The organism is Stenotrophomonas riyadhensis (assembly GCF_040256885.1).
Lineage (GTDB): Bacteria > Pseudomonadota > Gammaproteobacteria > Xanthomonadales > Xanthomonadaceae > Stenotrophomonas > Stenotrophomonas riyadhensis.
The window spans coordinates 1,479,076-1,504,548 of record NZ_CP155568.1 but is presented as its reverse complement, the minus strand read 5'-3'; the positions used below and the strand labels follow the sequence as shown (position 1 = coordinate 1,504,548).

The window sequence follows — 25,473 nt, the reverse complement described above, 5'->3', positions numbered from 1 at the left end:
TGTTCCGGAGGCTATGCTCGCCCAACGGATTTCGGGAGAACAGGGATGATGTTCGGGAACGGTGGGGTGTCGTTGCTGATCGGCGGCCTCGGGCTTGCAGCGGTGTTGATCCTCGGCGCGCGCCTGGTGCGCCGCGTCAGCGCAGGCGACCCCAGCGGGCAGCACTGGCTGCTGCGCACGCTGGCGCTGCTGTCACCGGCGTGCGTCATTGCCAGCCTGGCGGTCAGCATGATCGGACCGCACCTGCTGCAGCATCGGCACGGCACCAGCACCACGATGGGCCTGGTGACGAGCGCACTGGTGCTGATGTTCATCGGCGCGTTCACCGCGCCGGTGGCCTGGCGGGTGGCGGTCCAGCAGCGTCTGCGGCGCTCGGCAGCCACGTTGCCGTTCTTCCATGCGTCAACTGCCTCGCTCTGGCTGTTGTACGCCCTCTGTGCGATGTACATGCCGCTGGCAAAGGCCGCCGAGCCGGCACTGGCGCCCTGGCTCGAACACGAGGGCCTGCTGCAGTCGGTGGCGCTCGGGCTGATCACCGTGCTGCACACCGCGATGAAGGCAGTGCTTCTTACCCTGCCGGTGATGGCAGTGCGCGCCCTGCTGTCCCGCAACCGCCGCGGCAGCAAAGCAGAGATCCCGCGCCCGTCGCCGTTATGATGTCCGGCCCGCCTGCGGAGTCCGCCCGTGTCGCTGCGCTGCTGCCTGCCCCTGCTGTGTGTCCTTGCCGCCCCGCAGGCCTTCGCCTCCCGTCTTGATCTGCCCGCGCTGATCGAATGCCGCCAGGGCGTGGCCGAGTACGCTGCGCTCGCCCCACTGCTGGCCGACCCGTTGAAGGCCGTGGCCCAGGGCCTGCAACCGTTGCCGCAGGGCAACCAGTTCATGAGCGAGTACCGCCTGGCCCAGCCGGTCACCGTATTCGGCACGGTCAGCGAGCGGGTGGCGGTGGCCGGTGCCAGCATCATGGCAGTCCTCGACCAGGCCGATCCTCGGCCTCTGGCCAAACGGCTGGAACTGGAGACCGGCTACGACCAGGACGGCAAGTTCATGGCCGGGCGCGAGCTGGTCAGCCGCGATGTGACCGACCCGAAGACCGGCGAGGCCCAGATCGAGTCGATCATCCTCAGCGTCTCCACCGTGGCCTCCCACCCCGGCAAGACCCTGGCCGGCTGCACCTACAGCCTGGACCTGCCCGAGGAAGAGGCGCCTCCGGCCCCTCCCGCCACGGCCAGCGGCAGTCACTGACAGGCCGTCACATCCTGCTAGACTTGGGCCAACGCCCGGCCTGCCGGGTGCCTTTTTTCCAGAGATGTCAGAAGACGACAGTAGTAGCTCCCCTGCGGAGCCCAGTGAAAAGAAGCGCGGCTGGCTTGAACGCCTGACCTCCGCCTTCTCCGGCGAACCCCACACCCGCGACGAGCTGGTCGCTGTCCTGCACACCGCGCAGGAAGAGGGTCTGATCGCCGCCGATACCCTGAAGATGATGGAAGGCGCCATTTCGGTGGCCGAGCTGACCGTGGGCGACGTGATGATCTCACGCTCGCAGATGGTCTCGCTGCCGGTCGAAGCGCCCTTCCTGGAACTGATGAAGCAGGTGGTCGAATCCGGCCATTCGCGCTTCCCGGTGCACGGCGAGAACAAGGACGACATCCTTGGCATCCTGCTGGCCAAGGACCTGCTGCGCGGCGTGGTCGCCGACAACGGCCCGGCCAACGTGCGCGAACTGCTGCGCCCGGCGGTGCTGATCCCGGAGGCGAAGAAGCTCAACGTGCTTCTCAAGGAATTCCGCCTGTCACGCAACCACATGGCCATCGTGGTCGACGAGTACGGCGGTGTCGCCGGCCTGGTCACCATCGAGGACGTGCTGGAACAGATCGTCGGCGAGATCGACGACGAGCATGACGAGGCCGAGGATCCGTCCGCGCAGATCGCCATCCAGTCCGACGGCCAGTACGTGGTCGACGCGCTGACCCCGATCGGCGACTTCAACGAACGCTTCGGTGCCACCTTCTCCGACGAGGACTACGACACCATCGGCGGCCTGGTCACCGAGGCCGTGGGCCACCTGCCGGAAGTCGGTGACGAGCTGGCGCTGGACCGCTTCATGTTCCGCGTGGCCCGCGCCGATGCGCGCCGGGTCCAGGCCTTCCACGTGACCGTGCTGCCGCCGGACGCGCAGGACGACGCTTGAAGCGCGGTGGCCCCCTCCTGGCACTGCGCCTGACGCTGTGGCTGGCACTGTGCGTGCTGGCCTCGGTCCTGCCGCTGGCTGCCTTCGCGCAGCCGGCGGCAGCCAAACCCACGCCTGCTGCGCCTGCCGCCAGCGCCGAGGTCCCCGCCCCGCGCATCGGGGTGGTGACCATGCAGCCGGGCACGGTGTTCTTCGAGCGTTTCGGCCACGACGCCATCGTCGTGATCGATCCGGTCAGCGGCGAAGCGACCTCGTACAACTTCGGCTACTTCGATCCGTCCGAGGATGATTTCATCAGCCGCTTCGTGCGCGGCGACATGATGTATTACCTGGTGGCGCTGCCGCTGCAGCAGGACCTGTCGTACTACGACGAGACCGGCCGTGGCGCCAGCGTGCAGTGGCTGGACCTGCGCCCGGACCAGGCACGTGCACTGGCCGCCGACCTGGCCGAGCGGGCCAAGCCGGAGAACGCGCGCTACCACTACGACTACTACACCGCCAACTGCGCCACGATGGTGCGCGACACGGTGGACAAGGCACTGGGCGGCGGCCTGCAGTCGCAGCTGTCGGGGCGCTCGCGCGGCAATACCTACCGCAGTGAATCGGTGCGGCTGGCCTCGCCGGCACCGTGGATGTGGCTCGGCTTCGACGTCGGCCTCGGCCCGTTCGCCGACCAGCCGCTGTCGCGCTGGCAGGAAGCCTTCGTGCCGATGCGCCTGGCCGACGCACTGCGCCAAGCACGCAACAGCGATGGTCGGCCGCTGGTGCAGTCCGAACAGGAGCTGCTGCCGCACCGCATCGATCCGGAGCCGAAGGAGTTCGCGCGCCGCTGGTGGCCGTGGCTGCTGTGTGGCCTGGTGATCGCCGCCGGCGTACTGGCGCTGCGCAGCCGCCCGCGCCTGCTGGCCGGGCTGGCGCTGCCGTTCTGGCTGCTGTGTACCATCGCCGGCAGCTTGCTGGTGTTCCTGTGGGGCTTCAGCACCCACTACGCCGCCTGGGCCAACCGCAACCTGCTGCTGCTTTCGCCGTTGGCCGTGCTGCTGCTGCCGGGTGCGATCAGCCTGCTGCGCCGGCGCGTGCCAGGCCGCATGTTCAGGATCGTGCTGTGGCTGCTGGCGGTACAGGCAGTGGCCGCGCTGGTGCTGCACTGGCTGAGCCTGCAGGCACAGTACAACGTGCAGTGGATCGTGCTGCTGCTGCCCGTCCACGTCGCGCTGGCGTGGGTGCTGGGGCGCGCTCCTCACTTGTCCGAAACACGGCACTGACGCACGATGGCGGGCATGTCACTGCCCGCCTCCGCTTCCGCCCCTGCTTCGGCCAACCCCGCCTGCGTCATCAACTGCGTCCACTACGATGACGAGGGCAAACGCCACGACATCAGCCTGGATGCCATCAGCGATGTCATTGCCAGTGGCAACGGCTTCGTCTGGGTCGGTCTGTACGACCCCAACGACGATGTGCTGCTGAAACTGCAGGAAGAATTCTGCCTGCACGACCTGGCCATCGAGGACGCGCGCAACGCGCACCAGCGTCCCAAGGTCGAGACCTACGGCAATTCGCTGTTCGTGGTGGTGACCACCGCACAGATGGTCGACGAACGCATACAGTACGGCGAAACCCACGCCTTCCTCGGCCCGCGCTTCCTGGTGACGGTGCGCCACGGCGCGTCGCTGTCGTACGCGCCGGTACGTGCACGGGTGGAGCGCGAGCCGCAGCTGCTGAAGATGGGCCCGTCGTACTGCCTGTACGCGGTGACCGACTTCGTGGTCGACAACTACCTGCCCATCGTGCACCGCTTCCGCGACACCCTGGACCTGCTGGAAAAGGACATCTTCGCCGACAACTACAAGCGCAGCACGGTGGTGCGGCTGTACGAGCTCAAGCGCGAACTGAACAAGATGCGGATGGCGGTGGCGCCGCTGCAGGATGTGCTGGCGCAGCTGCGCCGCTACCAGGGCGAGCTGATCCCCGACGAAGTGAAGCTGTACATCCGCGACGTGCACGACCACGCGGTACGCATCAGCGATGTGATCGACACGCTGCGCGAGATGCTCGGCACCGCGCTGAGCGTGAACCTGTCGCTGGTGACGCTGGCGCAGGGCGAGACGGTCAAGCGGCTGGGTGCATGGGCCGCGCTGCTGGCTGCGCCGACGCTGATCACCAGCTGGTACGGCATGAACTTCAGCCACATGCCCGAGCTGAGCGAACCGTGGTCGTACCCGATGATGATCATCGGTGTAGGCGGTGTATGCGTGGGGTTGTACCGGTTGTTCAAGCGCGCGAAGTGGTTGTAGCCCGCTTTGGGTAGTGCCGGCCGCTGGCCGGCAACCAGGCAATGCCGGCCAGCGGCCGGCACTACCGTTCGGAATCAAGCCACGTAGACGGTCTTGATGTTCATGAACTCATGGATGCCGTGGTCGGCCAGCTCCCGACCGAAGCCGGACTGCTTGCTGCCACCGAACGGCAGCCGCGCGTCGCTCTTGACGATGGCGTTGACGAACGCGGCGCCGCATTCCATGCGCTGTGCAAAGGCCTCGCCTCGCACCGGATCACGCGTCCACACGCTGCCGCCCAGGCCGAAGCGGGTGTCGTTGGCCACGCGCAGTGCCTCGGCCTCGTCAGCGACACGGATCACCGCAGCCACCGGCCCGAACAGCTCCTCGTCGTAGGCCGGCATGCCCGGGCCGACCTGATCGAGCACGGTGGCCGGATAGCCGGCATGTGTACCCGCAATCGGCTCACCACCCAGCAGTACCCGCGCGCCCTTGGCCACGCTGCCCTGCACCTGTTTGTGCAGCTCATCGCGCAGGTCCGCACGCGCCATCGGCGCCAGCGTGGTGCCACGTTCATTGGGATCGCCGTACTGACGCTCACCCGCGGCTTCAACGAAGCGCCGGGTGAACTCATCGGCCACCGCATCGACCACGATGAAGCGCTTGGCCGCGATGCAGGTCTGCCCGCTGTTGTCGAAGCGCGACTTCACCGCCGCCGCCACGGTCTTGTCGAGGTCGGCATCGTCGAGCACCACGAAGGCATCGCTGCCGCCCAGTTCCATCACCGATTTCTTCAGCTGGCTGCCGGCATTGGAAGCGATCGAGCGCCCTGCCCGCTCGCTGCCGGTCAGTGTCACCGCTTTCACCCGTGTGTCGCGCAGCACCTCGGCGGCCTGCTCGTTGTCGATATGCAACACATCGAACACGCCGTCGGGCAGGCCACCGTCACGGCACACCGCCAGGATCAGGTCGGCGCACTGCGGCACGTTGCTGGCGTGCTTGAGCAGGGCCACGTTGCCTGCCATGAACGCCGGCGCGAGGAAACGGAACACCTGCCAGATCGGGAAATTCCACGGCATCACCGCGAACACACAGCCGATCGGCTCGTAGCGCACATAGCTGCGCTGTGCTTCGGTATCGATCAGCTGCGGCTTCAGGTAGTCGGCAGCATGGTCGGCGTAGTACTCGCAGGCGGCCGCGCACTTGTCGACCTCGGCCAGCGCTTCGGCCTTGAGCTTGCCCATCTCATGGGTCATCGCCTGCTGCAGATCGTCACGGCGCGTGCGTAGTTGCGCGGCGATCCGGCGCAGGATGGCACCGCGATCCTGCAACGAGTGATCAGCCCAGCCGGGGAAGGCATCGGCAGCGGCCTGCAGGCGCTGCTCGATGTCGGCAGCACCCATCAGTTCATGGCGGTAGGTCACCAGGCCGGTGGCCGGGTCGACGATCTCGACGGTCATGGGGGATCTCCATCTGGAAGATCCCCATTGTGCGCGGTTGCCCGTGAGCCGGATGTTGCCGGCACTGTCGACAGGCCGTGTGCTCAGCCGTTTTCCTGCCGCGCCAGCTGCAGGTCGCGCTGGCGTCGCTTCTCGGCGCGGGCATTGATGTACCAGCCGATCACCGCGGCGATCGAGACCGCCGACACCAGCAGCGTGGCCAGCGCGTTGATCTTCGGGCTGATGCCCATGCGCACCGAGGCGAACACCTTCATCGGCAGCGTGGTCGAGCCCGGCGTGGCCACGAAGCTGGCCACCACCACGTCATCCAGCGACAGGGTGAACGCCAGCAGCCAGCCCGCCACCAGCGCCGGTGCGATGATCGGCAGGGTGATACGACCGAACACAGTCAACCGGCTTGCGCCCAGGTCCATCGCCGCCTCTTCCAGCGACAGGTCCATTTCCTGCAGCCGCGAGGACACCACCACGGTGACGAAGCACAGGGTGAAGGTGACGTGGGCGATCCAGATGGTGGTCAGGCCGCGCGCCGGGAAGCCGGGAATCGCGCCCATCGAGGCCAGCAGCGCCATCAACGAGAAGCCCAGGATCACATCCGGCATCACCAGCGGCGCGGTGACCAGCGCGCCGAACAGCGGCTTGCCGCGGAAGCGCTTGAAGCGGGTCATGACCATCGCCGCCAGCGTGCCCAGCACGGTGGCCGTGCAGGCAGTCCAGAACGCCACCACCAGGCTGGTCCACATCGCATCCATCAGCGCGCGGTCGGCGAACAGGTCGCTGTAGGCACGGGTGGAGAACCCGGCCCAGACCATCGCCAGCCGCGAGCTGTTGAACGAATAGAACATCAACAGCAGGATCGGCAGGTACAGGAAGGCGAAGCCGAGCAGCAGCACGCCCAGCCCCAGGCCCTTGGCGGTACGCGGGCTCATGCCTGCTTCCCTTCCAGCAGGCGCTGCTGGGAACGGTTGAACAGCAGGATCGGCACCAGCAGCAACAGGATCATCGCCACCGCCATCGCCGAGGCGCCCGGCCAGTTGCGGTTGTTGAAGAACTCGTTCCACAGCTGGCGGCCCACCATCAGCGTCTCCGAGCCACCCAGCATTTCCGGGATCACGAATTCACCAATGGCCGGAATCATCACCAGCATGCAACCGGCGATGATGCCGGCCTTGGACAACGGCAGGGTGATGCGCAGGAACGCCTGCCACGGCTTGGCACCAAGGTCGTAGGCGGCTTCCAGCAGGCGGTGGTCATGCTTGACCAGGTTGGCGTACAGCGGCAGCACCATGAACGGCAGATAGCAGTAGACGATGCCGATATAGGCAGCGGTCGGGGTGTCGATCAGCTGCAGTTTCGGCAGCCCCATCGACGTCATCAGCGTCTGCAGGCCGGTGAACTGCAGGAACTGGTCGAGCAGGCCGTTGCGGTCCAGGATCGCCTTCCATGCATACACGCGGATCAGGAACGAGGTCCACGATGGCAGCACCACCAGCATCATCGCCACGTTGCGCGCGGCCGGCGACAGGCGGGCGATGGCATAGGCCATCGGGTAGCCGATCAGCAGGGTCAGGAAGGTCGAGATCGCCGCGATCTTGATCGAGCTCAGGAACGCCTGCGCATAGATCGAATCGCGGAACAGCGCCAGGTAGTTCTCCAGGTTCAGCTTCAGCGAGAAGCCGCCGTCGGCGTACTGCAGCAGCCAGGTGTACGGCGGCGAGCCGACCCGGCTGAGCGAGAAGCTGATCATCAGCACGATCAGGAACGGCACTGCGAAGAACAGCAGCAGCCACAGGTACGGAATGCCGATCACCGTGGCACGCAGCCCCGGCAGCCAGCGCTTCAGGCCGGCGACGCTCATGAGGTCAGCACCACGCCGTCGTTGTCGCGCCAGTGCACCCACACGCTGTCACCCCAGGTCAGGCCGTCGCTGGCCCAGCGCTGCGAGTTGGCGAAGTTGGCCAGCACCTTGGCGCCGCTGGGCAGGCGCACGTGGTAGACCGAGTGGCTGCCGAAGTAGGCGATGTCCTCGATCACGCCCTGTGCCTTGTTGGTGTGCCCTTCCGGCTCGTCCTTGCCGATCATCACCTTCTCCGGGCGCAGCGCGAACGCGACCGGCTGCCCTTCATAGCCGGTGATGCCATGGGCGATGTAGATCGGCGCCGGGAACAGCGGCGAGCGTACGGTCACGTACTCCGGCAGGTCCTCGTCGATCACCCCGTCGAACAGGTTGACCGAACCGATGAACTCGGCGACGAAGCGGTTGGCCGGCTGCTCGTAGACCTCATCCGGCTTGCCGACCTGCTGGATCCAGCCGGCATCCATCACCGCGATGCGGGTGGCCATGGTCATCGCTTCTTCCTGGTCGTGGGTGACCATCACGCAGGTCACGCCCGACGACTCGATGATGCTGACCAGTTCCAGCTGCATCTGCGAGCGCAGCTTCTTGTCCAGCGCGCCCATCGGCTCGTCCAGCAGCAGCAGCTTCGGCCCCTTGGCCAGCGACCGCGCCAGCGCCACGCGCTGCTGCTGGCCGCCGGACAGCTGGTGTGGCTTTCGCTTGCCGAGGTGGCCCATCTGCACCAGGTCCAGCATCTCGCCGACGCGCTTGTTGATCGCGTCCTTGCCCAGGCCATCCTGCTTCAGGCCGAAGGCAATGTTCTGCTCGACCGTCATGTGCGGGAACAGGGCATAGGACTGGAACATCATGTTGACCGGCCGCTGGTACGGCGGCAGCGCGTCCAGGCGCTGGCCATCGAGGGTGATGCTGCCCTTGGTGGGCGTCTCGAAGCCACCCAGGCAGCGAAGCAGGGTCGATTTGCCACTGCCGGAGCCACCGAGCAGGGCAAAGATCTCGCCCTTGCGCACGTCCAGATTGACGTCGTCAACGGCGACGAAACCGTCGAATTCCTTGCGCAGGTCACGAATGGAGAGATAGCCGGGCGCACCGGTCGTGTCGACGACGGTGGCTACCGGCTGGGCTTCAACGGGCATGGGGGCTCCGGGAGCGGGCGGTGGACAGCGGCCGCCATTCTAACGGCCGGGGGCCGCAGGGGATATGACGGCGGCAGGCGGAAGCGGCCGCTGGCCGGCTCCGGGGCCTCGAGGGGTGTCGGTTTTCCCCCGCCAGAGTGGCCTGTCCGCTCCAAGGCCGCGGCTGCCCGGTCGTCCATGCCGCCGTCCCGGCCAGACAGCACCGGCGACGGCCCGATCTGCAACGTTTTTCAGAACCGGATCTGTTGAAGGCCCGGGGCATTCCCCGCGCAATGGCCCGGATCAAGCCCTTGCATGGACCCACCCTGGTGACTTCCCCGGACAGCCCCTCCCCTTTCCCGCCCCGCCTGCCGGGCTCCCTGCCTGCAACGCTGCCGCTGGTCATCATCGGCGCCGGCCAGGCCGGGCTGTCCCTCAGCGCGCTCCTGCAGGAAGCCGGCGTCGAGCATCGCGTGCTGGAGGCCGAAACCGTGGGCGCCAGCTGGCAGCGGCGCTGGGATTCGTTCCAGACCAACACCGCCAACGCGACGATGGCCCTGCACGGCCATGCCTATGCGGGTGACGACCCGGAAGGTTTCATGGGGGCCCCGGAGGTGATCCGGCGGCTGCGCGACTATGCCGACGAACGCTCGTTGCCGATCAGCGAGGGATGCGGGGTACACCGGGTCGCACCTGGGCCCGGAGGCTATGCCATCGACAGCAGCCAGGGGCAGATCCACGCCCGCGCGGTGGTAGTCGCTACCGGTGAGTACCGCCGCGCGCGGATGCCCCGGGTCCCCTTCGCGCCCGCACCGGGTCTGACGGTGCTGCACTCCGGCGACTACCGCAGCCCCCGCCAGCTGCCCGATGGCGCCGTGCTGGTCATCGGTGGCGGCCAGTCCGGCGCGCAGATCGCCCAGGACCTGCGCGACAGCGGTCGCAGCGTGTACTGGTCACTGGCCCAGCGGCATTCGCATACCCGCCGGCTGCGCGGCAAGGACTCGATGACCTGGTGGGACATGGCCGGGCGTATCCACCAGCATGTGAGTGAAGCGGCCGCCGTCCTGGCCGGAGAACCGGATGCGCTGCGCAAGGCCCGCACCGCGGAGTTCCCGCTGATTTCCGGCAAGGGGCGTGCCGGCCTGGGCAGCTCGATCAGCCTGCTGGCGATGCACCGCGCAGGCATCAGGTTGCTGGGCCGGTTGCAGGGCTTCGATGGAAACGTCGCCCGCTTCGCCGATGTGCGCCCGCAGCTGCGCACCGCGATCGAGGCGACACGGACCGAATATGCCTATCTCGATTCGCTGGCCAGCGCGTACTACGCCACGCGCCCCGAGCCACGCACCGACGATGCCCGCTACATTCCCGACGAGGTCTACCTGCATTGGGAGCCGGACGCCGCCCCGCGTGAACTGGATCTGCAGACGGAAGGCATCCGTTCGGTGGTGCTGGCCACCGGCTTCGTCGCCGAATGGCCCTGGCTCGATGTGCAGGGCGTGCTGGACGCGCATGGCTATCCGCTCGGCGAGTTCGGCGTTTCACCGCATCCGGGGCTGTTCTTCATCGGCATGCACAACCTGCAGCGGATGAGTTCATCGTTCCTGTGCAACGGCGGTCGCGATGCACGCGACCTGTTGCCAGCGATCCTGCGGCACCTTGGCCAGGGCGGCGGTACCGCGCCCGGCCAAGGATGAAGCAATCCGCCGGGCATGGCCCGGCGGCGCCAGACCGGCTTAACGGCCGGTCTTCACTTCGGTCCACAGCCGGGTGTAGAGCTTGTCGGTCTCCGGCGTGTTGATCGAGTACGTGAACATCTTGTCGGCCACGTCGGCCGGCGGGTAGATGGTCGGGTCGGTACGGATCGCCTCATCCACCAGCGGGGTCGCGGTCGGCACCGGGTTGGCGTAGTGGATGAAGTTGGTGTTGGCCGCGGCAACCTTCGGCTGCAGCAGGTAGTTGATGAACGCGTACGCGGCTTCCGGATGCTTGGCATCCTTCGGGATCGCCAGCATGTCGAACCACTGCGGGGCGCCTTCCTTCGGGATCGAATAGGCCACGTGCACGCCATTGCTGGCTTCCTCGGCACGGTCGCGGGCCTGGATGATGTCACCCGACCAGCCGACTACCAGGCAGGTACCGCCGTTGGCCAGCGAACCCACGTACTGCGAGGAGTGGAAGTTCTGCACGTACGGGCGGATCGACTTCAGCAGGTCGGCGGCCTTCTGCAGCTCGGCCGGGTCGCCACTGTGCGGGTCCAGGCCCAGGTAATGCAGTGCGATCGGGATCATGTCCGCCGGCGTGTCCAGGATGGTCACGCCGCAGTCCTTCATCTTGCTGATGTTCTCCGGCTTGAACACCAGGTCCCAGCTGTTGGCGATGTCGGCGCTGCCGCCGAAGCGCTGCTTCAGCATGTCCACGTTGTAGCCGATGCCGGTGGTGCCGATCATGTACGGCACGCCGTACTGGTTGCCCGGGTCCTGGGTGGCGATGCGCTTCATCACCGCCGGATCGAGGTTGGCCAGGTTCGGGATCTTGCTCTTGTCCAGCGGCAGGAACACGCCGGCCTGGATCTGGCGGCCGAAGAAGTTCAGGGTCGGCACCACCACGTCGTAGCCGCTGTTGCCGGCCAGCAGCTTGGTCTCGACCATCTCGTCGCTGTCGAACACATCGTAGGTCACCTTGATGCCGCTCTCCTTCTCGAAGGTCGGGATGGTGTCCTCGGCGATGTAATCGCTGTAGTTGTAGACGTTCAGGACCTGGCTGTCCTGCGCGCCGCCGTTGCCACCGCTGCAGGCGGCAAGCATGGCGGAGGCCAGGCCGAGCGTGAGGATACGCAGCTTCATCGGGTGCTCCAGAATGCGGAAAGGGGGGCCGGCGGGGCCGGCGACGGGTGCCAGCCTACCCCCCGGCGGCGGATTTTTCTATTCCAGGTGCTCAGACGTTCAGCAGCAGGAACTCGCGCTCCCACGAGCTGATGACGCGGAAAAAGGTCTCGTATTCCTTGCGCTTGACCGAGATGTAGGCGCGGCAGAAGCGCTCGCCCAGCAGGGCCTGCAGCTCGCTGCACTGCTCCAGGCCGTCCAGTGCTTCGCCCAGCGAGCGCGGCAGGTTGTAGCCCAGTTCCTTGGCACTGCCGGTCACCGGTGCATCCGGTGCCAGCCGCTCACGGATGCCGAGCAGGCCGCAGGCCAGTGTCGCGGCCATCGCCAGGTACGGGTTGGCATCGGAACCGGCGAAACGGCTTTCCACGCGCATGTTTTCCGGCGTGTCCAGCGGCACGCGCAGCCCGCAGGTGCGGTTGTCATAGCCCCAGTGCACGTTGCTCGGCGAGACCTCGCCGAACACCAGCCGGCGGTAGGAATTCACGTTCGGCGCGAAGAAGGCCATCGCCTGCGGCACGTACTTCTGCAGGCCGCCCAGGTAGTGGCCGAACACCGGGCTGAACTCGCCTTCGGCATCGGTCTCGCCGGCGAACACGTTGCTGCCGTCGCTCACCCGCACCAGGCTCTGGTGGATGTGCATGGCACTACCCGGCTCGTTTTCCATCGGTTTGGCCAGGAACGTGGCATACACCCCGTGGCGCATCGCCGCCTCGCGCATGGTGCGCTTGAACAGGAACACCTGGTCGGCCAGGTCCATCGCATCGGCATGGGTGAAGTTGACTTCCAGCTGCGCCGCGCCGGATTCATGGATCAGGGTGTCCACGTCCAGCTTCATCGCATCGGCGTAGTCGTACATCAGGTCGAGGATCGGGTCGAACTCGTTGACCGCATCGATGGAGTACGACTGCCGCGCGGTTTCCGGGCGCCCGGAACGGCCGGCCGGTGGCAGCAGCGGGAAGTCCGGGTCGGTGTTCTTCTGCACCAGGAAGAACTCCAGCTCCGGCGCCACCACCGGGCGCAGGCCCAGTTCGGCATAGGCCGCCAGCACGCGGCGCAGCACGTTGCGCGGTGCCAGCTCATGCGGCTCGCCGTTCTTGGTGTAGCAATCGTGGATGACCTGCGCGGTGGCGTCGGCCGCCCACGGCACCATCCGCACCGTATCCGGGTCGGGGCGCAGCATCATGTCCGAGTCCGACGGCGAGGTCAGCTCGTAGTAGTCATCGGGAAACTCGCCGGTGACGGTGGTGGCGAAGATGCCTTCGGGCAGCCGCGTACCGTAGTCATGCGAGAACTTGTCGGCGGGAATGATCTTGCCGCGCGCGTTGCCGGTGATGTCCGGCACCAGGCATTCCACCTCGGTGATGCGCCGCTCCTTCAGCCAGCGCAGCAGCGTGCTTTCCTGCGGTGCGGGGGGCGTGGCCGTCTTGCGCGGGCGCGTTCGGGAACTCATCGGGAATCCAGTCGGTTCTGTTGGTGCTGCCGGCAAGCTTGGCCGAACGCACGGAAAATAGCGTGATAGAACGGCGCCTGCATGACACGCCACTCCGGGTGCCACTGTACGCCGAGCACGAAACGATGGTGCAGGCTGCGTGCCGCTTCGACCAGCCCATCGTCGGCCACGGCCTCCACCTGCAGCCCCTGCGCCAGGCGGGCGATACCCTGCCCGTGCACCGAATTGACCTGCGCGCGGCCACTGCCGTGCCACTGCGCCAGCCAGCCATCGGCGGCCAGGGTCACCGCATGGGCCGGCCCATACTGCACTTCCACCGGCGCCTGCGGGTCTTCGCGATGGTCGGCCAGGCCAGGCACCGCATGCACCTGCGGATGCAGGCTGCCACCCAGCGCGACGTTCAGTTCCTGGAAGCCGCGACAGATCGCCAGCACCGGCAGGTCCAACGCCAGCGCCTCGCGCAGCAGCGCGAACGCATTGGCATCACGGGCCGGGTCATGCGGATTGCCCGGCCAGCTGCGGCCGCCCTCATAGTGCTGCGGTTCGATGTTGCTGACCGCGCCGGTCAACAGCAGGCCATCGAGCCCCTGCAGCCATTCGCCAGCCGGCAAAGGAGGCTGCAGGCTCGGCAATACAACCGGGGTCACTTCGGCAGCCTCGGCCAGCGCGCGCACGTACTTCTCGCCGGCCATCGCGAATCGGTGATGGCCGAGCACGGTGCTGTCGGTGGGCAGGCCCACCCAGGGCAGGCGGCGCATGGGAAAACTCCTTGGCGTGCCGCCACGTTACCCGTCGCCCGGCGAAGGCGGCAAGTCGGTGCCGTCACACCACAGCCGTCACGCATCGGCGAAACTAGGTTGGTGAACGCTGATCGACCTGCCCCGCTCCGTCCTCCTGCCCTGCACCCGCGAGGCCTGCAGTGAGCGCCGCCTTCCCGCCCAGCTGGTACGCCGCCAGTCTCCCCGAGCCGGCCGCGCTGCCCCCTTTGCAGGGGGATGTGCAGGCCGATGCGGCGGTGCTCGGCGCCGGCTACACCGGCCTGACCGCCGCGCTGGAACTGGCCGCCCGTGGCCAGCGCGTGGTGCTGCTGGAAGCGCAGCGGATCGGCTGGGGCGCGTCCGGCCGCAACGGCGGCCAGGCGCTGGTCGGCTATGGCTGCGAGGTGGACGAGCTGGAGCGCCAGCTCGGCCGTGATGATGCGCGCCACCTGTTCGACTGGTCACGCGATGCGGTGCAGGCCATGCGTACGCGCATCGACCGCCATGGCATCGACTGCCATTGGGTGGAAGGCCATGCCAGCGTCGCCATCCGCGAACGCCATGAGCGTGACCTGCTGGCCAACTGCGAGCACCTGCAACGCCACTACGACTACCCCATGCAGTGGTGGGACCGCGATGCCCTGCGCGCGCAGCTGGACAGCCCGCGCTACCGCGCCGCGATGTTCGACCCACTCAGCGCGCACCTGCATCCACTGGCCTATGCGCGTGGGCTGGCCGATGCGGCGCGCGCGGCCGGCGTGGTGATCCACGAGCATTCGGCGGTAACCCGCGTGCAGCGCGGACCGCAGCCTGCCCTGCACACCGCACAGGGCAGCGTGCGCGCCGCACACCTGGTGGTCGCCGGCAACGCGTGGCTGCAGGGCCTGCTGCCCGAGCTGGAGCGGTGCATCATGCCGGTCGGCACCTATATCGGCGCCAGCGAGCCGCTCGGCGCCGAGCGTGCACGTGCCCTGATCGGCAACAACATGGCCGTGGCCGACACCGCCTGGGCACTGGACTACTTCCGCCTCAGCCACGACCACCGGCTGCTGTTCGGCGGCCGCGCCAGCTATTCGGCGCTGCCGCCGCCCGGTCTGCGCGGGGTGATGCAGCGGCGCATGCATGAGGTGTTTCCGCAGTTGGCTGACGTGGCGCTGGACCAGGTCTGGGGCGGCTATGTGGACATTACCCGCAACCGCGCCCCGCACTGGGGCCGGCTGGATGGCAACCTGTACTTCGCGCAGGGGTTCTCCGGCCATGGGGTGGCCGCCGCCGGGCTGGCCGGCGAGGTGATTGCCGCTGCCATCGCCGGTCAGAGCGAGCGCCTGGACGTGTTCCAGCGCCTGCGCCATGCGCCCTTCCCTGGTGGGCGGCTGCTGCGGATGCCGCTGCTGGTGGCAGCGATGTCGTGGTACAAGCTGCGGGATGCGTTGTGGTAGCGGGGCCCTTCCCAGCCACATAATCGGCGCAGGAGCTGGGGAGCACGTGGATGCAGTGGTGGAAGGACGGCCTGCAGGTGAGGATACGGGTCAGCCCCGAGGGGCTGGCGCTGGCGCTGCTCTATGCCCTCGCCTGCTGGGGCGCACGCAAGCTGTCACTGGACCAGTTCTTCCTGCCTGCTGGCGTGCGGGTGGCCGCATTGCTGTTGTGCCCGCCCCGTCTTTGGCCCTACCTGCTGATCGGTGAATACGCCTACTTCGCGCATCTGCGCATTCCCCTGATCAGCAAGTACAACCTGACCTGGGTGATCCTCGCCTCGGTGTTCCTGATGCCTGCCGTGATGCTGATCGTGCGCTTGCACCGCAAGCTGCTGGCACGTACCACGATCGTCGGCGTGATCTCCATTGCGGTATGCGCCGCGACGGTCATCAGCCTGCTCAACCTGGGAATCTCGTACCTGCTCTGGGAACCGTTGCAAAACGCGTCATTTGTCACCAACCTGCTGCGCTATGCGCTGGGCGACTTCACCGGCATCCTGATCCTGGCGCCTCTGGCACTGCTGTGGATCCGCCGCGCCGAGGAACAATGGACGGTCCGGTCTGTTGCGGCCACCGTCGGAGCCCTCGGAGCCATGCTGGTCATTGGCCTGCAGGCGACGCCGGTACCTGCCTCGATCACCGCCCCTGGCTCGCTGCAGTTGTTGTTGATCCTGCCTATTCCCGCAATCGCCCTGACATGCCTGCTGGGATGGCGCGGTGCGGCCATCGGTGTCGCCGCCGTCAACATGATTCTTGGCCTCAGCACTCCCGCCGACCATCCGACGGCATTCGACCCGGCTACCTTCGCTACCCAGCAGGCCATGGCGATCGCCAGCATCGCCCTCCTGCTGCTGGGCGCGCGCATCACCCACTTCCAGAGCCAGCACCGGTTGCGCGAGGAAGATGGCAGAGCGGCCCTGCAGCTTGCGCGGAATTCACATCTGGCCAGCGAGATGGACCTGCGTGAGCGCGCGGCCCATCTGCGCCAGCTGGGCGATGGCATGGACCTGTCGCTGAACGAAATGGTGAACTGGCTGCATGCGCAGGGCCATCACGCTGTCGCAGACAGCCTGCGGCATACCTCGGAGGTGCATTCACGCCTGTTCCGGGCCCAGGCCAGCATGATCTATCCCGCCGCCCTGGAACGGCTGGGCTTGTACGTGGCCTTGCAGGCGGGTGGAGTGCGTGAGGCGTGGAATGCCACGCATCGAATCGGGCAACCCAGGTTGATGGGTGACCCGTGTCAGCTCAGCCCCGGTTTGCAGCTGGCAGCCTATCGCTCGATCGTCGAAGCGGTTTCGATCCTCCTGGGCAGCGAGAAAGGCCAGCTCATGGTCCGGGCCCGCTGCGGGCAACGTGCCGGTCACCGCGGCATCCTCGTTGTGGTTGCGGCGATGGATCCGCATCAGACGCTGTCAACGGCAACCCTCGATCTTGCAACGTCCCAATTATCTGCTCGAATAACCGCCTATCGTGGTGCACTGCATTGTGGCCGTAGGAGAATCAGGTTGATGCTGGTAGAAGCAGCCGATGCATCACAGGGCGAAGAGGCCTCGATCTGGGGAACCGGTGTACCTGCCAGTCTGCAGCCGCCCGGGACAGCCCCCCACTCTTGGTAGCCCGGCGAAAAATGCGATGAATATCACAACGTTGTCGTGACATTCTCCAAGTCTCCTTTTCGTATGTCCGCATCACGGATGGAAGGGTGAGATTGCGCCCATCTGAATCTATCGATACTGTCGCGCTGAAGGGAGTGCGTCATGTATCGACTGGACAGCGATAGTGTTCGACGAGCAGGGGAGGCTTGCGTTTGAAGTGGCTGAGAAATGGGTTTGAGCTGAGTTTCCGTATCCGCCCGGCAGGCCTTGCGCTGGCGGTACTTTACGCTGTCGCGTGCTGGACCACCTGGCACCTTTCCGTCGATCAGTTCTTCCTTCCGGCTGGAATCCGTGTTGCGGCGCTCTTGCTGACCCCGAAGCGAATGTGGGCCTATCTGGTCCTTGGCGAGTATGCCTACTTCGCCCACATGCGCTATCCGATGATTGAAGATTACGGAATGGCCTGGGTCATTTTCGGATCCGCATGCCTCATACCTGCAGTGGCGCTGATCGTTCATCTTCATCACAAGCTGATTGCTTCCACCACCGAAAGCTGGTTGCTTTCGATCGCGGCATCCGCTGCGCTGATGGCCACTGCTCTCAAGCTCGGTCTGATTCACATGCTGTGGCCAGTTCCACCGAGCATGCCGTTCTACACGAACGCGATGCTCTACGTGCTCAGCGACTACATTGCAATCCTTACGGTCGCGCCCCTGGCGCTGCTCTGGATACGCCGACACAGCGGCTATGACTGGACGACCTGGCGACGCCGACCGACCATCGCAGCCCTCACTTCGCTGGGCATGCTGGGCGCCCTGCTGCTCCAAGTCAGCACGGAGGATCACTCGGCACGAGCAACGCTGCAGTTGTTGCTGGTGCTGCCAGTCATCGCACTGACTTGCATGCACGGTTGGCGAGGAGCCGCTGTGGGTGTTCCGCTGATGAACATCATCCTCAGCCAGACCATGCCAACCACGGGTCTGCCCGGGTCATTCGACGAGACCACTTTCTTCACCCAGCAGATCATTGCCATCACTAGTACAGCGCTTATCGCGCTGGGACCGCGCATCACCCATCATTACAATCAGCGCACACCTGTAGCGATGTCAGCATCGCGGGTCAATGCACTCTCGCGCTCGGCGCATCTTGCCAACGAGCAGGACCTGCGCGAACGCGCGCTGGGCCTGCGCCAGATTGCAGATGACATCGAAGAGGCTCTGGGAGAGACCGTGCAACAACTCAAGGCCGATGGCCATGAAGTTCCTGCGTCTGATCTGCTCCGCACCTTCTCGCAACGCTCACGACGATTCCGTGAACTGACCAGTATGGTCTATCCCACGGAGCTCGAGCATGCAGGCCTCTATGTCGCCTTGCGTGCCGGGGGACTCAGCGAAACCTGGAACGCCAGCCATCGCATCGTCCGTCCGATACTTGGCGGGGATCCATGCCAGCTGAGCATGGGCCTGCAGCTTGCCGCGTATCGCACCTTTGCCGAAGCGGTATCCCTTTTCCTGAAGGACGAATCCGGCCAGATCCAGATCAGTGCTCGCTGTGGTCGCTATAGAGGCATGCACGGTATCGTGCTGAGGGTCGCGCTGCTGGACCGACATCGCACACTCGCCTCGCGAACCATGGAAAGCGCCATTGATCGACTCTCTGCACGCGTGCACGCCTATTCCGGACGCGTGCAATGCCGGGGCCACCGCATCACCATGGTGTTGCTGGACACTGCAGGCGAGGCCGAGCGCGGAACACTTCCATACAAGCGAAACGACATTTGCGAGACGCCCGCGCGCCAGTGATCGCAGGCGGACGATCGATAGCCCAGGCGACGCCTGTGGCTCGCCCCCGCAGAGGTGTTTCCTCCCTCTGCGAAGCAAGCCACAGGCAGGCCACCTGTACTCAGCCCCTCATTTGTTACTGACCTCGCGCTCGACGGACCAGACTGCCCCACGCCCCTCTCCATAGACGACCAGAGAAAAATCAGGCCCGCGGAAGACAACGCTGCGGCGAGCATTCTTCGGTATCGCCAAAGGCTTGGACGGCAACGACACGCGAGCTACGGTCTTGCCGGCCGGCAATGCCCAGAACGTCGATTCGATGTTGGCAACGATCAGATTGACCTGGCCGGTCAGATCATTGACCTGGTAGTACGACACTCCATCCCGCTCGAATGCGTAGACAAGCCATGCGGGATCTGAACTCAGATCAAGCGCCGCAGGCTGGCTCTCACCCAACCCAGCCGTTGCCAGTGGTACACCCTGCCCTCCGCCCGGACAGCAGGCAAACGACAGCGCAGGAACGACCAGCAGCGCAGCAGCGGCGCTCAACTTCGACAACCGGGAAAATCTCACAGGCATCTCCATGATTGAAAGGTGGACAACATCAAGGCAACACAGGCGCGGCCTTGGCAGATAGTGCAATATCCCCTGAGTGCCCCCCTGGCGACGTGAACAATCTCAGGACACGCTTCCCTGTCAGCATATTTGCGCCGCTCACAACCCCGCCGTTCGCATCACTCGCCCTACGTGGATACGGACAACGGCGGAGTTTCTGCCAATACCGTTGCACACCCCGCGAAGTACCGCTACTTTCGCCGCTGGACCGTTACCGCCCCGAGGGAATGTGAGCGTTGCTCGCGTACCAGCCCATCCGAGATGGAGCGCCGTGAAGAACATGGCACTAGCCGGCATTCCAGTGCACCCGGCCGGGCTTCTCTTGGCTGCCGCGTACGCTATTGCCTGCGTTTCCGCCCGACAGTTTTCCCTGGACCAGTTTTTCCTTCCCGCCGGTATCCGCGTGGCAGCGCTTTTGATCGTTCCACAACGCCGATGGCCTTATGTACTGCTGGGAGAATTGGGCTACTTCGCATATCTGCGCATCCCTACGATCGACGAGTACGGTCTGGAATGGGTCATCCTGGCGTCCACGCTGCTGATGCCGATGGCGATGCTGGTAGTTCACCTCCATCTGAGAAAAGCCATATCCGAGGCAGCCACCGGATTCTGGCTGCTGTCCCTTTCAATCTCGGCAGCGGTTGCCGTTACCGGCCTCAATCTGAGCCTTTCTCGCCTGCTGTGGCCAGTTCCTCCCCCGGACACCCTGCTGGATGCTGCCGAAAGAGTCGTATTTGGTCATTTTGCCGCGATCATTACCATGGCCCCCCTGGCCCTTCTGTGGGCCCGGCGGCGCTCCGCTTCTCCATGGCAGAAGACGTTGCTCGCTCCATCCCTCGCGGCCATCGCCCTGATGCTGGGGCTGGGGCTGTGCATGCAGCTGATTTCGACGGATGCCCATTCGACCCGTACCCACCTTGTGCTGCTGGCGGCACTCCCCGCCATCGCTCTGACCTTCATGCATGGATGGCGTGGCGCCGCCATCGCGATTCCGCTGTTGAACCTTCCACTTCATTTCGCCACTCCCAGCACCGGCCTACCGGCCTCGTTCGATCTGGGCACGTTTTCCACCCAGCAGAACATGGCGGTGATGAGTGTCGCGCTGCTCGCGCTCGGGTCCAGCATCAGCTACCACCATCAGCGCGCCCGGTCCCGCGGCCTGGCCGAAGAAACGACGCTGCGCCTGGCACGCAGTTCCCACCAGACCAGCGAGCGGGAGCTGCGTGAACGGGCCGTCCACCTGAAGCATCTGAGCGACGGCATGGACAGCTCGCTCGTTGAAATGGTCAGCTGGCTGAAGGCTCAGGGCCATCATGCAGTGGCGAACAGCCTGCAACACGCTTCATCCGTGCACTCACGGCTGTTCCGTGAACAGGCCAGCCTGGTCTATCCCACCGGACTGGAGCAGGTGGGGCTGTACATCGCCCTGCAAGCCGGTGGTGCATGCGAAATCTGGAACAACACGCACCGCGTCATTCCGCCCAGGCTGGCGGGCAACCCCTGCCTGCTGACCGTGGATCTGCAACTGGCCATTTACCGCTCCCTGATCGAGGCGGTGTCGCTGCTGCTGGAGCTGGAGACCGGGCAGGTCTGCGTGCGCGCCCGAAGTGGCCGCGCGGGCGGACGTCGCGGCATCGTTGCCGTAGTGAGCCTGCTCGACCGTGACTGCACGCTGTCGACACGCACCACCCAACAGGCCGTCGAGCGTCTGGCCGGACGGATGCTTGCCTACGGCGGAACGGTCCACTGCCGGAGCAACCGCCTGCGACTCGTCCTGCATGAATCGATCACCCACGCCTCGCCAGCGGCGGCCTGACACGGGATCTGGCCCGGCGCGCAACGTTCGCCGCTAAAGTTACACCCGAAACCGCCGCTATCCGTGCCGAGCCCTCCTTCGTGAGCCACCGCATCATGCCCGTCCTGCCGCAGGCCGCCGTCGATGGCGACCTGGCCGATCCGTTGCCACAGCGGATCCTGCTGGTCGAAAATTCCCGTGCCTTTACCGGCATGCTGCGCGAAGCCATCGAGCAACGCCTGGAACTGCCGGTGGTGATCGCCTCCACCCTGGCCGAGGCCGATCGCCTGCTGAGAGAGGGTGCCGGCTGGTTCCTGGTGCTGACCGGGTTGGTGCTGGCCGACGGCGACCGCGATGCGGTGGTCGAGTTCTTCCTCAAGCGCGACCTGCCGACCGTGGTGGTCAGCGGCGTGTACGACGAGGACCTGCGCAAGCGCGTGCTGCAGCAGCAGATCATCGACTACGTACTGAAGAACACCCCCGGCAGCATCGACTACCTGGTGTGGCTGGTGCAACGGCTGGAACGCAACCGCCGCATCGCGGCGCTGGTGGTGGACGATTCGCCGTCCGCGCGCGGCTATGCCGCCGCCCTGCTGCGCATGTACGGCCATGAGGTGCACGAAGCGGCCGATGGCAACGAGGGCCTGGCCGCGATCGAGGCGCATCCGGCGATCCGCCTGGCGGTGGTCGACCAGGAAATGCCCGGCATGCAGGGCGTGGAATTCACCCGCCGCCTGCGTACCCTGCGCTCGCGCGACAAGGTGGCGGTGATCGGTATCTCCGGCAACACCGACGCCTCGCTGATCCCGCGCTTCCTGAAGAACGGTGCCAACGACTTCCTGCGCAAGCCATTCTCGCGCGAGGAATTCTTCTGCCGGGTCTCGCAGAACGTGGATCAGCTGGAACTGATCGGCACCCTGCAGGATCTGGCCACCCGCGACTTCCTCACCGGCCTCCCCAACCGCCGCTGCTTCCTGGAGCAGAGCCAACGCCAGCTGCCGCAACTGCAGCTGCACGGCCAGTGCGTGGCGGTGGCGATGATCGACATCGACCACTTCAAGCACATCAACGATACCCATGGCCACGAAGCCGGCGACGATGCGCTGCGTGCGGTGGCCGGTGCGGTGGCCGCGCATGCACGCAGCCAGGACCTGATCGCACGCTTCGGTGGCGAGGAGTTCTGCCTGCTGGTGCCGGACATGGAACAGGACGAAGCACTGCAGTACTTCGAGGAACTGCGCCAGCGCATCGCCGCGCTGGAAGTGGACATCGGCACCGCCACCCTGCGCATGACGGTCAGCATCGGCCTGTGCTGCCTGCGCCCGCAGCGTGATGCGCTGCACCGGCTGATCTCCGAGGCCGATCGCCAGCTGTACCTGGCCAAGGCTGGCGGCCGCAACCGGGTCAGCTGCACCACCGTGGCCAGCCCGCTGCGCCCGCGCGAGCCTGCCCTGCCCTGACCGGCGCGCTTTGATCCAGATCAACGCCACGACCGCGTGGCGGATCTACAGTCGGCCCCGACATACGCATGAAGGGGCGCCGGGGATGGCACTACTGGTCTGGCAGGACGATCTGAACATCGGCATCGATGTGATCGATCAGCAACACCGCCGCATCATCGAGATGCTCAACCACCTGCACGTGGCCCAGGCCAGCATGCAGCGTGCGGCGGTGGGTGAAGTGATCGACGAGGTGGTGGACTACACCATGTCGCACTTCGCGTTCGAAGAAGAGCTGATGGAAGAAGCGGGCTACCCGTTCTGTGCCGCGCACAAGCGCGTGCATGAGGTCTTCATCAAGCGGGTATCGGAATACCGCATGCGCTTCCAGGCCGGCGAGGACATCAGCGACGAACTACGCACCATGCTCTCGCGCTGGCTGTTCAACCACATCCGCGGTGATGACCAGGCCTATGCCGAACAGGTCAAGGCGCACCTGAACCAGTTCGCCCGCGAGCACCAGGGCGGCGGTTGGCTGGGGCGTACGCTCAAGCGCTTCTTTGGTTGAGCCGCAGGGCGCGCCGGTGCAGTGCCACCAGCGCGCACAGGGTCGCCACCGCAGTCAGACACAGGTAGTAGCCGACCGCGACCAGACCGAAGCGTTCGGCCAGCCAGGTGGCCAGGTACGGCGCCGGTGCCGCACCGAGAATGCCGGCCAGATTGAATGACAGCGAGGCGCCGGTGTAGCGCACCTCCACCGGATAGATCTCGGCCAGGAAGGTGCCACAGGGGCCGTAGGTCAGACCCATCAGGAACAGGCCCAGGCACAGGAAGGCCGTGACCAGCCACGGGCTGTGCGGCTGGAACAGCGGCGCGAACAGCACACCGAAGCCGACGATCAGTACGCTGGCGACAATCATCGTGCGCCGCGTGCCCCAACGGTCGCCATAGCGCGCCGACAGTGGAATGCCCAGCGCGAAGAACAGCATGCCGGCCATCTGCATCAGCAGGAACTGCTCGCGGCTGTAGCCCAGCACCGCGGTGCCGTGGCCGAGGCTGAACACCGTCATCAGGTAGAACAGCACGAAGGTGGCGAACGCACCCAGCGTGCCGAGCAGCATCGGTACCGGGTGGTCACGCAGTACCGTCCACATCGGCAGCCGCACCGGCGCCTTGCGCTCCAGCGCCTTCTTGAAGTCCGGCGTCTCGTGGATGTTCAGGCGCACCCATAGGCCAAGGCCGACCAGCAGTGCGCTGGCCACGAACGGGATACGCCAGCCCCACTGCAGGAAGTCATCCTGGCTCAGGCAGCGGCCGAGCACCAGGAAAATGCCGGCCGACAGCAGGAAGCCGAGCGGCGCACCCAGCTGCGGGAACATGCCGTACCAGGCACGTTTGCCCGGCGGTGCGTTCTCGGTGGCCAGCAGCACTGCCCCACCCCACTCGCCGCCCAGCCCCAAGCCCTGGCCGAAGCGGCACAGCGCCAACAGCGCGGGGGCCCACAGGCCAATCTGCGCGTGGGTCGGCAGCAAACCGATCAGCACCGTGGACAGGCCCATGGTCAGCAACGCGGCGACCAGGGTGGCCTTGCGGCCGATGCGGTCGCCGAAATGGCCGAACACCGCCGAGCCGACCGGCCGCGCGATGAACGCCACCGCGAAGGTCGCCAGTGACTGCAACAGGGCCGCCTGTTCGCTGCTGTCCGGGAAGAACAGGTGTGGGAACACCAGCACCGCGGCCGTGGCGTAGATGTAGAAATCGAAGAATTCGATGGTGGTGCCGATCAGGCTGGCCAGCAGGACACGGCGGGGGGAGTTCACGGGCGGCGCGGCAGCGGTGATCGTCGACATCGGCAACACGGGTAACGGCGGATCGCCCGATTCTGCCACGGGCTGGTGGCCGCACGGGGCGATGGTTTCAGCCGACACCGATGCCAACGAAATTTTTCGGGCGTCCGGCTAGGCTGCGCCACCGGTCCCTGCATGGATGCTTTGCCGATGGATGCAGTCACACTGTCGTGGTCCGATTCGCCGAAGCTGCCGCGCATGGCGGCGTGGCTGGTGGTACTGCTGGTGCATGGATTGATGGCGCTGTGGCTGCTGGGCAGCGGCAGGATCATGCTGCGCAGTGATGACGACGCAAGGATCTCGCTGCGCTGGCTGCCACCGGAACCGCCGACGCTGGCGCCTTTACAGCCTACCCTGCGCTCCGCACCGGTGACGCGTCCGTCCGCGTCGGCGATGCCACGTCCTGCCCCGGCTGCCCAGACAGATTCCCCCCTACCAGCCGCAGAGGAAACGGTCGTTGCGGCGCCGCTGATCCTGGGCCTCCCGGCGGGCAGCATCGACGGTGGCGACGGCATCAGCGCTGCGGGTGTCGCTCCGCGCCTTATTGGTCACCGCGAGATACACCCGGCATTCGCGCCGCGCCGCAATTACTTCCGGATCCGCCGGCAGATGACGCCGGAGCAGATCGTGCATGGCGTAGCGCAACTGCTGGGTTTGTGGCCACCGGGATACATTGTCGACCCGTGTGAGCTGGGCCGGCAGGACATGGATTACTTCCAGAATGCCGTCGAAGAAGCCGACCGCGACATGCTGCGTGTGGCAGTGCTGCAGGTGAGTGCCCGCTGCCGGTAGCTCGACAGCTGTCTTCCTTCTGTAGAGTCGAGCAAGGCTCGACTGCTCTTCGCGAAAAGCAGCCGAGCATGGCTCGGCTCTACCGAAGAACGAAAAGTAGTCGAGCAAGGCTCGACTCTACAAAGAGCGAACAGCGGTCAAGCAGCCGCG

22 protein-coding genes are annotated in these 25,473 nt (G+C 66.0%); 13 read left to right on the top strand and 9 right to left on the bottom strand.

From position 1 onward, the window contains the following. The first annotated feature begins 45 nt into the window (after positions 1–45). The 5 genes from SriyCCGPB3_RS06990 to SriyCCGPB3_RS06970 all read left to right on the top strand — a co-directional run bounded on the left by SriyCCGPB3_RS06990 (position 46) and on the right by SriyCCGPB3_RS06970 (position 4,482). Positions 46–657, top strand: coding sequence for a hypothetical protein (locus SriyCCGPB3_RS06990; protein ID WP_153856932.1), 612 nt, complete (start codon positions 46–48; stop codon positions 655–657). 27 nt (positions 658–684) lie between these two features. Further along, a complete protein-coding gene (locus tag SriyCCGPB3_RS06985) occupies positions 685–1,242 on the top strand; it encodes a hypothetical protein (RefSeq protein WP_324187377.1) in 558 nt (185 codons plus the stop codon). Between the two features lie 64 nt (positions 1,243–1,306). Further along, positions 1,307–2,188, top strand: a complete 882-nt coding sequence (locus SriyCCGPB3_RS06980; RefSeq protein ID WP_057495802.1) for an HlyC/CorC family transporter — start codon at positions 1,307–1,309, stop codon at positions 2,186–2,188. Then, positions 2,185–3,453, top strand: a complete 1,269-nt coding sequence (locus tag SriyCCGPB3_RS06975) for a DUF4105 domain-containing protein (RefSeq protein ID WP_153856930.1) — start codon at positions 2,185–2,187, stop codon at positions 3,451–3,453. Before SriyCCGPB3_RS06980 ends, SriyCCGPB3_RS06975 begins: the two co-directional genes overlap by 4 nt. A gap of 6 nt (positions 3,454–3,459) precedes the next feature. After that, a complete protein-coding gene (locus SriyCCGPB3_RS06970; protein WP_153856929.1) occupies positions 3,460–4,482 on the top strand; it encodes a magnesium and cobalt transport protein CorA in 1,023 nt (340 codons plus the stop codon). Between the two features lie 74 nt (positions 4,483–4,556). On the opposite strand, the gene SriyCCGPB3_RS06965 is transcribed toward SriyCCGPB3_RS06970, so the two are convergent. From SriyCCGPB3_RS06965 to SriyCCGPB3_RS06950, 4 genes are all read right to left on the bottom strand, one after another. Continuing rightward, positions 4,557–5,921, bottom strand: coding sequence for an NAD-dependent succinate-semialdehyde dehydrogenase (locus SriyCCGPB3_RS06965; protein WP_153856928.1), 1,365 nt, complete (start codon positions 5,919–5,921; stop codon positions 4,557–4,559). Between the two features lie 83 nt (positions 5,922–6,004). Then, positions 6,005–6,847 (bottom strand): ABC transporter permease subunit, encoded by an 843-nt coding sequence (locus SriyCCGPB3_RS06960; protein ID WP_049446123.1) that lies wholly within the window; start codon positions 6,845–6,847, stop codon positions 6,005–6,007. After that, complete coding sequence (locus SriyCCGPB3_RS06955; protein WP_049399899.1) at positions 6,844–7,776, bottom strand: ABC transporter permease subunit; 933 nt, start codon at positions 7,774–7,776, stop codon at positions 6,844–6,846. Before SriyCCGPB3_RS06955 ends, SriyCCGPB3_RS06960 begins: the two co-directional genes overlap by 4 nt. Next, positions 7,773–8,909, bottom strand: a complete 1,137-nt coding sequence (locus SriyCCGPB3_RS06950) for an ABC transporter ATP-binding protein (protein WP_110711760.1) — start codon at positions 8,907–8,909, stop codon at positions 7,773–7,775. Before SriyCCGPB3_RS06950 ends, SriyCCGPB3_RS06955 begins: the two co-directional genes overlap by 4 nt. 272 nt (positions 8,910–9,181) lie before the next feature. On the opposite strand from SriyCCGPB3_RS06950, the gene SriyCCGPB3_RS06945 reads away from it, so the two are divergent. Continuing rightward, positions 9,182–10,582, top strand: a complete 1,401-nt coding sequence (locus SriyCCGPB3_RS06945) for a flavin-containing monooxygenase (protein WP_153856927.1) — start codon at positions 9,182–9,184, stop codon at positions 10,580–10,582. A gap of 39 nt (positions 10,583–10,621) precedes the next feature. Here the strand turns inward: SriyCCGPB3_RS06945 and SriyCCGPB3_RS06940 are convergent, their stop codons facing one another. From SriyCCGPB3_RS06940 to SriyCCGPB3_RS06930, 3 genes are all read right to left on the bottom strand, one after another. After that, positions 10,622–11,731, bottom strand: a complete 1,110-nt coding sequence (locus SriyCCGPB3_RS06940) for a polyamine ABC transporter substrate-binding protein (RefSeq protein ID WP_153856926.1) — start codon at positions 11,729–11,731, stop codon at positions 10,622–10,624. Positions 11,732–11,822: 91 nt separating this feature from the next. Continuing rightward, complete coding sequence (locus SriyCCGPB3_RS06935) at positions 11,823–13,220, bottom strand: glutamine synthetase family protein (RefSeq protein ID WP_153856925.1); 1,398 nt, start codon at positions 13,218–13,220, stop codon at positions 11,823–11,825. Next, a complete protein-coding gene (locus tag SriyCCGPB3_RS06930; protein ID WP_153856924.1) occupies positions 13,217–13,978 on the bottom strand; it encodes a gamma-glutamyl-gamma-aminobutyrate hydrolase family protein in 762 nt (253 codons plus the stop codon). The genes SriyCCGPB3_RS06935 and SriyCCGPB3_RS06930 overlap by 4 nt, the downstream gene beginning before the upstream one ends. A 161-nt stretch (positions 13,979–14,139) precedes the next feature. Here SriyCCGPB3_RS06930 and SriyCCGPB3_RS06925 point away from each other — a divergent pair, with 161 nt between their 5' ends. From SriyCCGPB3_RS06925 to SriyCCGPB3_RS06915, 3 genes are all read left to right on the top strand, one after another. Next, complete coding sequence (locus SriyCCGPB3_RS06925) at positions 14,140–15,417, top strand: NAD(P)/FAD-dependent oxidoreductase (RefSeq protein WP_433963285.1); 1,278 nt, start codon at positions 14,140–14,142, stop codon at positions 15,415–15,417. Between the two features lie 50 nt (positions 15,418–15,467). Further along, positions 15,468–17,075 (top strand): MASE1 domain-containing protein, encoded by a 1,608-nt coding sequence (locus SriyCCGPB3_RS06920; RefSeq protein WP_153856923.1) that lies wholly within the window; start codon positions 15,468–15,470, stop codon positions 17,073–17,075. Between the two features lie 185 nt (positions 17,076–17,260). Then, complete coding sequence (locus tag SriyCCGPB3_RS06915) at positions 17,261–18,856, top strand: MASE1 domain-containing protein (protein WP_248859902.1); 1,596 nt, start codon at positions 17,261–17,263, stop codon at positions 18,854–18,856. 108 nt (positions 18,857–18,964) lie between these two features. Here SriyCCGPB3_RS06915 and SriyCCGPB3_RS06910 read toward each other — a convergent pair whose 3' ends face one another. Beyond that, the gene (locus SriyCCGPB3_RS06910; RefSeq protein ID WP_228756488.1) at positions 18,965–19,384 is read right to left on the bottom strand and encodes a hypothetical protein; all 420 of its coding nucleotides are present in this window, start codon (positions 19,382–19,384) and stop codon (positions 18,965–18,967) included. A 346-nt stretch (positions 19,385–19,730) separates the two neighbouring features. Between SriyCCGPB3_RS06910 and SriyCCGPB3_RS06905 the strand changes: the two genes are divergently transcribed. The 3 genes from SriyCCGPB3_RS06905 to SriyCCGPB3_RS06895 all read left to right on the top strand — a co-directional run bounded on the left by SriyCCGPB3_RS06905 (position 19,731) and on the right by SriyCCGPB3_RS06895 (position 23,252). Continuing rightward, positions 19,731–21,266: an MASE1 domain-containing protein gene (locus SriyCCGPB3_RS06905; protein WP_153856956.1), complete on the top strand. Its 1,536-nt coding sequence runs from the start codon at positions 19,731–19,733 to the stop codon at positions 21,264–21,266. Positions 21,267–21,361: 95 nt separating this feature from the next. Further along, entirely contained in the window at positions 21,362–22,705 is a 1,344-nt protein-coding gene (locus tag SriyCCGPB3_RS06900) for a diguanylate cyclase (RefSeq protein ID WP_350260013.1), read from the top strand. A gap of 85 nt (positions 22,706–22,790) precedes the next feature. Then, positions 22,791–23,252, top strand: coding sequence for a bacteriohemerythrin (locus SriyCCGPB3_RS06895; RefSeq protein WP_004151683.1), 462 nt, complete (start codon positions 22,791–22,793; stop codon positions 23,250–23,252). On the opposite strand, the gene SriyCCGPB3_RS06890 is transcribed toward SriyCCGPB3_RS06895, so the two are convergent. Further along, positions 23,233–24,525: an MFS transporter gene (locus SriyCCGPB3_RS06890; protein ID WP_180847697.1), complete on the bottom strand. Its 1,293-nt coding sequence runs from the start codon at positions 24,523–24,525 to the stop codon at positions 23,233–23,235. The genes SriyCCGPB3_RS06895 and SriyCCGPB3_RS06890 overlap by 20 nt on opposite strands. Positions 24,526–24,681: 156 nt before the next feature. Here SriyCCGPB3_RS06890 and SriyCCGPB3_RS06885 point away from each other — a divergent pair, with 156 nt between their 5' ends. Next, entirely contained in the window at positions 24,682–25,323 is a 642-nt protein-coding gene (locus SriyCCGPB3_RS06885) for a hypothetical protein (protein ID WP_153856918.1), read from the top strand. Positions 25,324–25,473: the final 150 nt, after the last annotated feature.

What these genes read in the sequence shown, in the direction of transcription:
- SriyCCGPB3_RS06905 (WP_153856956.1), top strand. Translation starts at nt 19,731, where the DNA reads ATGGCACTAGCCGGCATTCCAGTGCACCCGGCCGGGCTTCTCTTGGCT.
- SriyCCGPB3_RS06955 (WP_049399899.1), bottom strand. Translation starts at nt 7,776, where the DNA reads ATGAGCGTCGCCGGCCTGAAGCGCTGGCTGCCGGGGCTGCGTGCCACG.
- SriyCCGPB3_RS06895 (WP_004151683.1), top strand. Translation starts at nt 22,791, where the DNA reads ATGGCACTACTGGTCTGGCAGGACGATCTGAACATCGGCATCGATGTG.
- SriyCCGPB3_RS06950 (WP_110711760.1), bottom strand. Translation starts at nt 8,909, where the DNA reads ATGCCCGTTGAAGCCCAGCCGGTAGCCACCGTCGTCGACACGACCGGT.
- SriyCCGPB3_RS06960 (WP_049446123.1), bottom strand. Translation starts at nt 6,847, where the DNA reads ATGAGCCCGCGTACCGCCAAGGGCCTGGGGCTGGGCGTGCTGCTGCTC.
- SriyCCGPB3_RS06940 (WP_153856926.1), bottom strand. Translation starts at nt 11,731, where the DNA reads ATGAAGCTGCGTATCCTCACGCTCGGCCTGGCCTCCGCCATGCTTGCC.
- SriyCCGPB3_RS06990 (WP_153856932.1), top strand. Translation starts at nt 46, where the DNA reads ATGATGTTCGGGAACGGTGGGGTGTCGTTGCTGATCGGCGGCCTCGGG.
- SriyCCGPB3_RS06920 (WP_153856923.1), top strand. Translation starts at nt 15,468, where the DNA reads ATGCAGTGGTGGAAGGACGGCCTGCAGGTGAGGATACGGGTCAGCCCC.
- SriyCCGPB3_RS06930 (WP_153856924.1), bottom strand. Translation starts at nt 13,978, where the DNA reads ATGCGCCGCCTGCCCTGGGTGGGCCTGCCCACCGACAGCACCGTGCTC.
- SriyCCGPB3_RS06965 (WP_153856928.1), bottom strand. Translation starts at nt 5,921, where the DNA reads ATGACCGTCGAGATCGTCGACCCGGCCACCGGCCTGGTGACCTACCGC.
- SriyCCGPB3_RS06935 (WP_153856925.1), bottom strand. Translation starts at nt 13,220, where the DNA reads ATGAGTTCCCGAACGCGCCCGCGCAAGACGGCCACGCCCCCCGCACCG.
- SriyCCGPB3_RS06885 (WP_153856918.1), top strand. Translation starts at nt 24,682, where the DNA reads ATGGATGCAGTCACACTGTCGTGGTCCGATTCGCCGAAGCTGCCGCGC.
- SriyCCGPB3_RS06980 (WP_057495802.1), top strand. Translation starts at nt 1,307, where the DNA reads ATGTCAGAAGACGACAGTAGTAGCTCCCCTGCGGAGCCCAGTGAAAAG.
- SriyCCGPB3_RS06900 (WP_350260013.1), top strand. Translation starts at nt 21,362, where the DNA reads ATGCCCGTCCTGCCGCAGGCCGCCGTCGATGGCGACCTGGCCGATCCG.
- SriyCCGPB3_RS06945 (WP_153856927.1), top strand. Translation starts at nt 9,182, where the DNA reads ATGGCCCGGATCAAGCCCTTGCATGGACCCACCCTGGTGACTTCCCCG.
- SriyCCGPB3_RS06970 (WP_153856929.1), top strand. Translation starts at nt 3,460, where the DNA reads ATGGCGGGCATGTCACTGCCCGCCTCCGCTTCCGCCCCTGCTTCGGCC.